This is a genomic window from Acidobacteriota bacterium, from assembly GCA_040752915.1.
Taxonomy (GTDB): domain Bacteria; phylum Acidobacteriota; class UBA4820; order UBA4820; family DSQY01; genus JBFLVU01.
Genome location: JBFMHB010000023.1, coordinates 33283 through 43219, shown reverse-complemented (window position 1 = coordinate 43219; position 9937 = coordinate 33283). Strand labels below are relative to the sequence as shown.

At 67.1% G+C, this 9937-nt stretch carries 8 protein-coding genes; 1 reads left to right on the top strand and 7 read right to left on the bottom strand.

Annotation, left to right across the window (positions count from 1 at the left end; genetic code table 11):
* Positions 1–272: 272 nt before the first annotated feature.
* From prxU to AB1824_06165, 6 genes are all read right to left on the bottom strand, one after another.
* Positions 273–992 carry a thioredoxin-dependent peroxiredoxin gene (gene prxU, locus AB1824_06190; GenBank protein MEW5764550.1) on the bottom strand — a complete coding sequence of 240 codons (720 nt, stop codon included), beginning with the start codon at positions 990–992 and terminating at the stop codon, positions 273–275.
* Between the two features lie 41 nt (positions 993–1033).
* Positions 1034–1537, bottom strand: a complete 504-nt coding sequence (locus AB1824_06185) for a ferritin-like domain-containing protein (protein MEW5764549.1) — start codon at positions 1535–1537, stop codon at positions 1034–1036.
* Entirely contained in the window at positions 1537–3753 is a 2217-nt protein-coding gene (gene katG / locus AB1824_06180; protein MEW5764548.1) for a catalase/peroxidase HPI, read from the bottom strand. Before katG ends, AB1824_06185 begins: the two co-directional genes overlap by 1 nt.
* On the bottom strand, positions 3750–4229 hold the full coding sequence (locus AB1824_06175; protein MEW5764547.1) for a transcriptional repressor: 480 nt from the start codon (positions 4227–4229) through the stop codon (positions 3750–3752). The genes katG and AB1824_06175 overlap by 4 nt, the downstream gene beginning before the upstream one ends.
* Before the next feature lie 114 nt (positions 4230–4343).
* A complete protein-coding gene (locus AB1824_06170; GenBank protein MEW5764546.1) occupies positions 4344–5630 on the bottom strand; it encodes an L-serine ammonia-lyase, iron-sulfur-dependent, subunit alpha in 1287 nt (428 codons plus the stop codon).
* A 30-nt stretch (positions 5631–5660) separates the two neighbouring features.
* A complete protein-coding gene (locus AB1824_06165) occupies positions 5661–7127 on the bottom strand; it encodes a nucleoside hydrolase (GenBank protein MEW5764545.1) in 1467 nt (488 codons plus the stop codon).
* Positions 7128–7405: 278 nt separating this feature from the next.
* Between AB1824_06165 and AB1824_06160 the strand changes: the two genes are divergently transcribed.
* Positions 7406–8578: a hypothetical protein gene (locus tag AB1824_06160; GenBank protein MEW5764544.1), complete on the top strand. Its 1173-nt coding sequence runs from the start codon at positions 7406–7408 to the stop codon at positions 8576–8578.
* Positions 8579–8702: 124 nt separating this feature from the next.
* Here AB1824_06160 and ispG read toward each other — a convergent pair whose 3' ends face one another.
* Complete coding sequence (gene ispG / locus AB1824_06155) at positions 8703–9923, bottom strand: flavodoxin-dependent (E)-4-hydroxy-3-methylbut-2-enyl-diphosphate synthase (GenBank protein ID MEW5764543.1); 1221 nt, start codon at positions 9921–9923, stop codon at positions 8703–8705.
* Positions 9924–9937 lie beyond the last annotated feature (14 nt).

The following is a 9937-nucleotide window of genomic DNA, read 5'->3' as shown; positions in this document are numbered from 1 at the left end:
GCCCCGCTTGGAACGCAGCGAGCGGACTCCGACGCGAGCGAGGCTCCTAGCGGGGCTCGAAAGGAATCCAACCTCCAAGGGGTCCTCCGCCAAAGGGCTTCTTCGAAGGCATCCCGCACAGAACGGTCTTGGAGAGGGATTCGAAGGGCCGTCCCGGTCTGCCGCGGAGATTCGGGAGGGGGAAGGGGTCCGCGAGGAGACGTCCAAATAGAGGGGGAGGCCCCTCCAAGAAGGGGCCCCCAGGGTGGTCCCGCCTTGGCGGAGATGCGGTCCTATTCGTTGGGTTTCCAGACCTTCCACACGTTTCCGGCGAGATTCGGGCTGACCTTCAAGGTGGGTTGCCCCGGCTCCCACCCGGCGGGGCACACCTCCGCCCCCTTCGTTTTCCGAACGTGCTGGAAGGCCTTCACTTGGCGGATGGACTCGGAGACCTTTCGGCCCACGGGCGGCGTGAGGATCTCGATGGCCTGGACGACCCCGTCGGGATCGATGATGAACCGGCCCCGGACATCGACGCCGGCGGCCTCGTCGTAAACGCCGTAAACCGAACCGATCTTTCCCCCCGCGTCGGAGAGCATGGGAAAGGGGAACCCCCCCTTCACCATCTTGGACAGTTCCTGCTCCTGCCAGATCTTGTGGACGAACCGGCTGTCCGTGCTGCACGACAGGACCTGGACGCCCAGCTTCTTGAACTCACCGGCCTTGTCGGCGACCGCCGACAATTCGGTGGGTCAGACGAAGGTGAAGTCGCCCGGGTAGAAGCAGAGGAAGACCCACTTCCCCCGGAAATCCGACAGCCGGACGTTTTTGAACCCGCCCTCGTGGTACGCGGAGGCCTCGAAATCCGGGGCTTCCTTGCCGACGCTCACGTGTATTCGGGCACCCTCCTCACGGCGCATGGGGGGAGCCGCCTGGGCCCCCTCGGTTTCGGGCTTCCGGACCGCGGGTCCCGCGGCCGAAGAGACGCACCCCTCCGCTTTCTTCTGGGGCATGGCACCTCCTTTCGAGTCCGCTGCTCCTTGGGAACGCCCCCTTACCGGACGCTCCTCTGGGCCATCAAGTCGAGATCCTCCCGCAGGCTCTGGAGGTCCTCCTCGTGTTCCACCTCCTGCTGGAGAATGGACAGGGCCACGTTGTAGGTGACCGGATCGGCCTCCCGCGTCGCGTCCATCAGTTCCTTGTACGTTGTGATCGCGCACTGCTCGCCGGCGATGTTCTGGTCGAGCAGGACGGCGACGTAAGGATCTTCAGGCGGATCGTAGGTGCAGGGGCTGAGGCGGGCCCATCCCTCGGGAGCCAGGACCGGCGTACCCCCGAGCTGGAGGATCCGGTCCGCCAGGAGGACCGCGTGCGCGAGTTCTTCCGTGGCGTGGAGGTTCAGCTCCGCCGCCACGGCGTCCTTCATGGGACCTTTGATGACCTTCGCGCCGAGCCAGTACTGGTAGTAGGCGAGCCACTCGCTGGCGTAGGCCCGGTTCAGCAGGTCCAGGAGCTTCTCCACGTCCATTCCGATGATCTCTCGTCCTCGCGTGCCCATCAGACTCCTCCCCGCTGCGACCTGCGCAGGTCGAAGCGGTCCAGGTTCATGACCTTGGCCCACGCCGCCGCAAAGTCGCGCACGAACTTCTCCTTCCCGTCTTCGCAGGCATAAACTTCCGCCAGGGCCCTGAGCTGGGAGTTGGAGCCGAAGACGAGGTCGACCCGCGTGGCGGTCCACCTCCGCTCGCCCGTCTTTCGGTCGCGCCCTTCGAACAGGTCGCCCGACTCCGAGACGGCTTTCCACTCGGTGCCCATGTCCAGCAGGTTCACGAAGAAGTCGTTGGTGAGCGTTCCCGGCCGCTTCGTGAAGACCCCGTGCGGGGAACCACCGAAGTTGGCGCCCAGGACGCGCAGGCCGCCCACGAGCACCGTCATCTCGGGCGCCGTCAGCGTCAGGAGCTGGGCCTTGTCCACAAGCAGGTGTTCCGCCGTCGCGCCGTGCGGCCCCCTGAGGTAGTTGCGGAAACCGTCCGCCACCGGCTCGAGCACGGCGAAGGAGGCCGCGTCGGTCTGTTCCTGCGAGGCGTCCGTGCGCCCCGGCGAGAAGGGCACCCTCACGTCGAAGCCGGCGTCCTTCGCCGCCTTCTCGACGGCGGCGCCGCCAGCCAGCACGATCAGGTCGGCGAGGGAGACCTTCTTTCCGTCCGACCGCGCACCGTTGAACTCGCCCTGGATCGTGGCGAGGGTCTTCAGGACCTTCGCCAGCCGATCGGGCTGGTTGACCTCCCAGTCCTTCTGGGGGGCGAGGCGGATGCGGGCGCCGTTGGCGCCGCCGCGCTTGTCGGAGCCGCGGAAGGTGGACGCCGACGCCCAGGCGGTAAAGACCAGCTCCGAGACGGAGAGGCCCGAAGCCAGGATCTTGCCCTTGAGGGAGGCCACCTCCTTTTCACCGACCAGTTCGTGATCCACGGCGGGAACGGGGTCCTGCCAGATCAGTTCTTCCTGTGGCACTTCCGGCCCCAGGTAGCGGGAGCGCGGCCCCATGTCGCGGTGGGTCAGCTTGAACCACGCCCGGGCGAAGGCGTCCGCGAACTCGTCCGGGTTCTCCAGGTACCGGCGGGCGATCTTCTCGTAGATAGGGTCGAAGCGGAGGGAGAGGTCGGCCGTGGTCATGATGGGCCGGTGTTTCTTGGTGGGGTCGTGGGCGTCGGCCACCATGTCCTCCTCGGCCACGTCCTTGGCCACCCACTGGTGCGCCCCGGCCGGGCTCTTGACCAGATCCCACTCGTACTTGAAGAGCACCTTCAAGTACCCCATGTCCCAGCGGGTCGGGTTAGGCTTCCAGGCGCCCTCGATCCCGCTGGAGATCGTGTCCCCGCCCTTGCCGCTCTTGAATCGGCTCTTCCAGCCGAGGCCCTGCTCCTCCAGGGGGGCCGCTTCCGGCTCGGGTCCCACATGGGAGGCGGGCCCGGCGCCGTGGCACTTGCCGAAGGTGTGCCCGCCGGCGACGAGGGCGACGGTCTCCTCGTCATTCATGGCCATACGCGCGAAGGTCTCCCTCACATCCCGACCGGAAGCCACCGGGTCCGGATTCCCGTTGGGGCCTTCGGGGTTCACGTAGATCAGGCCCATCTGCACAGCGGCCAGAGGGTTCTCGAGGTCTCGCTCGCCGGAATAGCGCTTGTCGCCCAGCCAGGTGGTCTCGGCGCCCCAGTAGACGTCCTGGTCCGGCTCCCAGACATCCTCGCGCCCCCCGCCGAAGCCGAAGGTCTTGAAGCCCATGGATTCCAACGCCACGTTGCCCGCGAGGATCATCAGGTCGGCCCAGGAGATCTTGCGGCCGTACTTCTTCTTGATGGGCCAGAGCAGCCGGCGGGCCTTGTCGAGGTTGACGTTGTCGGGCCAGCTGTTGAGGGGGGCGAAGCGCTGCTGGCCGCGCCCGCCGCCTCCGCGGCCGTCGCTCACGCGGTAGGTGCCCGCGCTGTGCCACGCCATGCGGATGAAGAGCCCTCCGTAGTGGCCATAGTCCGCGGGCCACCAGTCCTGGGAGTCGGTCATCAGGGCCGTGAGGTCCTTTTTCACGGCCGCCAGGTCGAGGCGGCTGAACTCCTTGGCGTAGTCGAACGCCTCGCCGAGGGGGTTGGACTTGGAGGAGTGCTGGTGCAGGATTTCGAGCCGCAGCTGGTTGGGCCACCAGTCCCGGTTCGACGTTCCTCCGCCGGCTCCTTGAAAGGATCTTCCGCCCGTCACCGGGCACTTGCTTTCGTCGCTCATGGCTTTCGCTCCTTTCGACTGGTTTCGATCGGGGACCCCCGCCTCATGCCGGCGCCCTTCGGCGGTTGCTTCCCGATGGGGGGAGGTGGACCGGCCTCGCCGAGGCATTCCCGGCATCGGCCGTAGAACTCCACCGTGTGGCGGTTCACCTCGTGCCCCGTGGCCCGGCGGACCGCCTGTTCGAGGCGGGGATCGTGGGGGAGGGGAAGGTCGTAAATCCGCCGGCAGGCGTCGCACAGGAAGTGGTAGTGCCGTTCCTCTCGGACGAGCCCGAACCTCGCTTCGCTGGACCCGAAGGGCAGTTCGCAAAGGAGTCCCTCCGCCACGAGGGTCCGAAGGGTCCGATACACGGTGGCCAGGCTGACCCGGGAGTGCGCCTGACGCAGGCGCGTGTGAATCCAATCCACGGTGGGGTGGATCGGGTTCTCCTTGAGAAGGGACAGGATGGCCTCCCGGTACTTGAAGGGACGTGGCATGGGCCTTCTCCTACCAAAATACGATAACTAAAATTATTATCGTATTTATTCCAAATGTAGCGACCCCCTCGGAGGAAAACAAGCCCATCGGCTCGGGCCCGAGTCGTGATCCTGCTAAGAGTCCTCGCGGCGCAATTTGGCTTGCATGATTTCCAGGATCTGGGCGTCCATGGCTGCCATGCCGGGGCCCGCGATGCGGCCCAGGTGAGCGAGGGACTGGGCGCCGTCCCTTCCGACGATGCCGTCCGTGGAGGGGATGCCGATGCCGCTCATGGCCAGCGATGCGGCGCGGAAGGCCGCGTCCACGGACGTCATGGTCTTGAGCGCGCACCCCATCTTGGCCCCGTCGCAGATCATGCCCGTCACGTTTCCCACAACATTGTTCACGGCGAGTGAAAGGTCCCCCGGCCCTCCGCCCTGGAGGCTCACCAGCCCCACGGCGAGGCCCACCCCCGCGGCGTTGGAGCAGCCGCACGCGGCCGAGAGGGTGCCCAGGTGGAAGGTCGTGGCCGACGTGACGAGACAGGCCAGGGCGAGGGCCTCCTCCGCCCGGGAGGGGTCGGCCCCCGTTTCCCGGGCCCAGAGGGTCAGGGGAACGGCCGTAACGATCCCCTTGTTGCCCGACCCGGCCAGAGACATGACCGGGAAATCCTCTCCGCACATGCGCGCGTACACGCCGGCGCAGACCAGGCGGCTGATGCGGGTGAGAGGGTCCATCCCGATGAGGTCCATGAAGGGACGGGGAAAGAGCGTGAGGCCGTGGCGCGCGATGGCCAGGTTCATCTCCGCTCCCTCTCTCAAGGACTGCCGGTCCGAGGCCCGGATGTCCCGAGCCATTTGAAGGAGTTCTTCAAAGGAAAGGCGGGCCAGGGCCTCGCGAAGGGAGGGGGCGCGCACCGCCTCCTCCCGGGACGGGGCGGAGGGTCCTCCACGGGTCGGATCGCAGGGCTTCCCGTTCTTTTCAAGCCGGGTGAGGCGGGTGTGGTCCCTTTCGAGGACCGCTCTCCCCATTCCCTCCGACCGGACCACGGTGCAGTCCACCAGGAGCTCGGGGCGGGAGGGATCCACTTCCACGGAGACGGCATTCTCGCTAAGGAGCCTGCCCGCTTCGCGGAGGGCTCCTTCGTCGATCTGACGGAACACCTGGAGCCCGGCGGAGGGATCCGGAAGGAGGCTTCCGAGGGCCAGGGCCCAGCGAATGCCCACCTTTTTCTCCGAATTGGGGATGCCCACGGCGTAGCAGTTCTTATAGATTCGCGGGTCGCACCTCAGGTGGACCGCCCGGACCGGACCTTCGCCCTGGGCCGCCGCCAGGGAAGCCGCGTAGGCGATGGCCGCCGGTTCCGTGCAACCCAGGGCGGGCTTCCACTCCTGGGCCAGGTAATCAGAAAACTGAATCATGATCGCCGCTTTCGGATTGGTGGAGTCCGGTCACTGGGCGGGCACCTCCTCGAAAATCTCCGCCCGATCCAGCTCCTCCCAGTGGAGGATGGACAGGCGACGGATTTCACGGAAGTACTCGGGGGTAAGGTTTCCGTACCGGCGGAGGGCCTCGCGAATGTCCGAGTCGATGCGGAGGCGCACCGACTCCTTCAGGCGCAGGCGCAAGCGCTCGCCGCCCCGGATGAACTCGGCCTCGGGCCGCGCCCCGCCTCCACCGTCCACCCGAATCGTGCCCCGTCCCAATGTGGCTCCCGTGGAGACCTGGAGGCCGTCGTTCATACAGCTCAAAGGGGGTGAATCGCCCGCGAAACTCAGGACCTCCACCTCGTCCAGGGCCGCGCCGAGGCGCTCCCGGGCGAGAATTCCCATCTTGACCCCCACGAGGGAGTACGTGCCGACGTGGCCGTGGAGCTCGTTCGTCAGGACGGCCGCCCTCCACTCCTCGCCTCCGTGGCGGGCGAGGATCCGCGGGACAGACCCTTTGAGGTCGGGGCGGAACTGATCCGGCGAGGCGGGAAAGGCCGACAGGCCGACGGGGGACGTTTCAGACATCCGTTTTCTTCCGTCCCCTGCGACCACCTGGAGCCAAAGGGCCCTGCCGGCATCGCGGTCCCACCGGAGGAGGGTTCGGCCCGTCCCCGTTTGCGTCGGGGCGAAGGCGGCCAGGTCCGGATGGGCGGCGCACAGGGCCACCGCCTCGTCCCAGGAGCGAAAGTGGCCCTGCCTGACCTTCTCCCGCGGGCCCGGGGCCCCAAAGAGGGTCGCCAGGAGCCGGGCCGAAGGCGTCGAAGCGCGCTCCAGGCCTGTCAGAAGCCCCTCATCGAAGGGGAAGGTCTCGTCCTCCTCGAGTCGGATCGTTCGGATGGGGAGGTCCGAGGCGAAGACGCGTCGGGCCGCCTCGAGGTCGGCGTCCCGATTCCAGCAGGCCTCGTCCCGTCCGGGCGCCGATCCGTAGAACCAGACCTCGCGAATCCGCCGGCACAGGATCGGCTCGTCCCGCAACAGGGCGGCGAGGTTGGTTGTGGGTCCAAGACAGAGGTAGGTCACCCCGTGTTCCGATCCGGAGAGCGACCGGGCCAGGACGTCCGCGGCGCGCTCGGGGACTCCGCGGGCCGGGGCGAGGGAGGGCCAGGCCAGGGAGTCCACGACGGTCCTCCACGGAGGGGGAGGTCCGTCCACCGGGTTTCCCGCTCCCACGGGGATTCCCGACCTGTCCAGGTGCTCGAGGATCTGAAGGATCCTGTGGGCGGAAATTTCTGGGGACCTCCCTTCGCCCGAGGTCACCACCGCCTCGACGCGGACGGCTGGGCTTGCGAGAAGAAAGGCCAGGGCGCGGACATCGTCGGCGGCCAGGTCCGTATCCACGATCAGGGGAAGGGGTCCGCCGTGGGCGGCGGCGGTCCGGGGCAGGAGGCTCCAGAGCAGGAGGGCGGCGAGCGCGAGAATCCTGACCATGCTTTCGGACTCCTCTGTGAGCGCCGGATGGGTCCCCAAGCCGGAGGCGCGGGAGGAGATCGATCTTACCACCCCGGCCGACCGTTCCGTCTCAAGACTGAGCCCGATCTCATCTCAAAAGTGAGAATGCCTTGGAGGGGATTCGCGGGTCTCGGGTCCAGGGCGTTGGGCCGTTTGGTACGGTGGAATATGGCGGAAACCAGGACGAGTCATGCCGTGGAAGTGCCTTGGCACACCCCCTGCAAAGAGGAGAGCGTACGGCGAAGGAGGGTAGTCCAATGAAACGCACAATCACTTATCTGACGATGATGGCACTCACCCTGGTCCTCACGGCCTTCTCGGCTCCGGTGCTCGCCCAGTGCTCCCAGAACTACGCGGTCCTCAACCCCATCAGCGGAGGCCAGCTCGACATCGCGGGCACCCTGGACGACGGGAGCGGCGCCGGAACCATCCGGACCAAATTCTGGATCCAGGGCGCCGCCGAGACCTACCACTCGGGGAGCCTGCCCACCCATTTCCAGGCCTTCCCCTGGGGAACCAACAGCTACTACATCTGGACCTCGTGGGACTGGGTTCCCGGCCTGGAAGGCTGCCCTTCTCCCAAGGACCGCACCGTATTCCTGTATTCGATCGCGAACAATGGCCAGGGCCAGTACCTTCTGACCAGCGCCTCCTTCAACGAGTACTACGAGTCCTGGGACTTCGACCAGGTGACGAACGGGGATGGGTACTACGGCCCCAACACCACCCTTCCCAAGTCCATCCCCGTGCCGACCGTCGCGGAGGGTCCCTCCACCGGTGATGTTCAGACCGTGTACCTCTCCTGGACGACGATGCGTGACCTGATGGGCTTCTATGACGTAAGGCCCACGACGCCCCTGGTGTCGGGCATCGCGGTTCGCTACTACCAGTCCGTTTCCGCGCCCGAGTCCACCCAGTCGGCGGACTGGCCCCTGGCCGCCTACCTGGACTTCGCCGTGACCGGCGGCGATCCGGGCAAGGCCGTCGTCCAGCTCCCGCGCTCCACCGGGCTCAACACTTACGTGGCTTTCAGCCTCGTGTTCGACGGAGGCAAGCCCGGCGTGGGCAAGACGGAACTGACGGAGACGGAGTTCGTGGGCGGAGCCGCCGTGCTCAAAGCCCTTCCCGCCTCGGCGCCGACCTTCGACCAAGTGTCGGCCTCGGCCTTCGGTTCGAGCGTTCAGGTCAAGTGGGTCACCCGCTCGGAGTCGGACGTGAAGTTCTACACCGTCCTGAGCGCACGGTCCGCGGCCGGCCCCTTCAAGGCCGCCACGGGACCCCGCTCGCCCAACGGCGGCGCCGGCCCCTTCGTCTACCTGGAGTCCCTGGCCGGGTCCACGGGGCCGTACCTTCAGGTGGCGGCCACGCTGTCCGACGGCAAGACGGCGTTGTCCCCCGTCGTGCGGGTCATCAAGCCGGGGCGCCGGTAGTTCGAGCACACCCAGGCCCAACGGCCTTATCCCTTCCTTGCTTTCCCACCCCTCCCTCCCACCCTTGCCGGCCGGTCCAACAGACCGGCCGGACCTCTTTCGGGGCCGGGGGGGAGATTCCGACTCACCCCCACCTCTTGGTGACGTAGGCTTCCAAGAGGTCCTGGAAGGCAGTGGCGAGCTCCTCGTAGGTTCCCTGCAAGGTCGTGAAGGGTTTGCCGTCCACGTACACGGGGCACTTGGGGGCTTCCCCGGTGCCCGGAAGGCTGATGCCGATGTGGGCGGCCTTCGACTCCCCCGGTCCGTTCACCACGCACCCCATGACGGCGACGGTCAGTGCCTCCACGCCCGGATAGTCCCTCCGCCAGACGGGAAGGCGGTCCTTGATGTAGGTATCCACGCGCTCGGCGAGGCGCTGGAAGGTCGTGCTCGTGGTGCGCCCGCAACCGGGGCATGAGGTGATCGTGGGCGCGAAGCGCCGGAGACCCAGGGCCTGCAGGAGCTCGATGCAGGCGTAGACCTCCTCCCTGCGGTCCCCGCCCGGCCGGGGCGTGAGGGAGATTCGAATGGTGTCCCCGATTCCCTCCGAGAGCAGGATCGCCATTGGGGCCGCGGACCAGACGAGGCCCTTGAGCCCCATCCCCGCCTCCGTGAGGCCGAGGTGGAGAGGCTGCTCGGTCCGCCGGGAGAGATCCCGGTACAAGGCGACCAGCTCCTCGGGGCGGCTCGTCTTGCAGGAAAGGATGATCCGGTCCCTGGACAGGCCGCACCGGAGGGCGAGTTCGGTGGACTCGACGGCCGAAAGGACCATGCACTCGGCCAGGATTTGCTCCGAGGTCCGCCCCAGCGCGCGGTCCGTGTTTTCCTGCATCTTCCTCAGGACGAGATCCTGGTTGAGGGAACCCGCGTTGACCCCGATGCGGATGGGCTTGCCCCGATCCGCGGCGACCTGGCAGATCGTGGAGAACTGCTCGTCGCGGCGCTTCCCCTGGCCCACGTTGCCCGGGTTGACGCGGTATTTGTCCAGGGCCTGAGCGCACTCGGGGAACTGGGTGAGGAGGAGGTGTCCGTTGTAGTGAAAATCTCCGATGAGAGGGGCATCGGCTCCGGCGTCCAGGAGGCGTTGCTTGATCTCGGGGACGGCCCGGGCGGCCTCCGGTGTGTTGACCGTGACGCGGACCATCTCGGATCCGGCGCGGATGAGATCCAGGCACTGGGAGGCCGTGGACGCGGCGTCGGCGGTGTCCGTGTTGGCCATGGATTGAATGACCACCGGGGCGCCTCCGCCCACCTGAAGTCGGCCGATTCGCACCCCCACGGAAGTCCTTGCAACGGAGTTCGTCATCTCTATCCTCTCCT